The following is a 968-nucleotide window of genomic DNA, read 5'->3' as shown; positions in this document are numbered from 1 at the left end:
ATCGTTGCGGCGGCGCAGGGCAATGATCTCAGCCGGCGGATTTCGCTGGAGGGCAAGACGGGTGAGATCGGCGAGCTGTGCGCTGGGGTGAACGGCATGCTCGACACCATGTCGGGGGTCATCGCCACGATCACCGAGAGCTGCGGCACCATCAGCACGGCGTCGCGCGAGATCGCCATGGGCAATACCGATCTCTCGCAGCGGACCGAGGAGCAGGCCTCGAGCCTGGAGGAGACCTCGGCCAGCCTTGAGGAGCTGACCGGCACGGTGCGGCAGAATGCCGACAATGCGCAGCAGGCCAACAAGCTGGCCGCCTCGGCCAGCGAGATCGCGCAGCGCGGCGGCAACGTGGTCAAGGAGGTCGTCCAGACCATGGACGGCATCACCCAGTCCAGCCGCAAGATCAGCGACATCATCGGAGTGATCGACGAGATTGCCTTCCAGACCAACATCCTGGCGCTGAATGCGGCGGTGGAGGCGGCCCGCGCCGGCGACCAGGGCCGCGGCTTCGCGGTGGTGGCGGCGGAGGTGCGCAACCTGGCCCAGCGCAGCGCCAATGCGGCGAAGGAGATCAAGGCCCTGATCTCGGACAGCGTCGGGAAGGTGGACAGCGGCTCGAAGCTGGTGGCCTCGGCGGGTCAGACGATGGAGGAGATCGTCACCTCGGTGCGGCGTGTGACCGACATCATGGCGGAGATCTCGGCGGCCTCGCAGGAGCAGTCGACGGGGATCGAGCAGGTCAATACCGCGGTTGCGCAGATGGACAAGATCACCCAGCAGAATGCGGCGCTGGTGGAGGAGGCGGCGGCGGCGGCCAAGTCCATGGAGGAGCAGACCGACGGCCTGGCCAACATGGTCGCCGCCTTCGTCCTGCCGGCCGGGCACGCGGTGCCGGCTGCGGCGCAGCGGGCGCCAGGCCCCGTGGCCGCCCGCAAGGCCGCGGCACCGGCCGCACGCCAGGCAGCGGC

At 69.2% G+C, this 968-nt stretch carries 1 protein-coding gene; it reads left to right on the top strand.

Translation table 11 applies throughout. From position 1 onward, the window contains the following. The coding region (locus QWZ14_RS29090; protein ID WP_290320565.1) for a methyl-accepting chemotaxis protein at positions 1-968 on the top strand (968 nt) is incomplete at both ends.

It is taken from the genome of Paeniroseomonas aquatica (genome assembly GCF_030409335.1).
Taxonomy (GTDB): Bacteria; Pseudomonadota; Alphaproteobacteria; order Acetobacterales; family Acetobacteraceae; genus Belnapia; species Belnapia aquatica.
The sequence above is the reverse complement of the archived record's forward strand: the minus strand, read 5'-3'. Positions and strand labels throughout refer to the sequence as shown.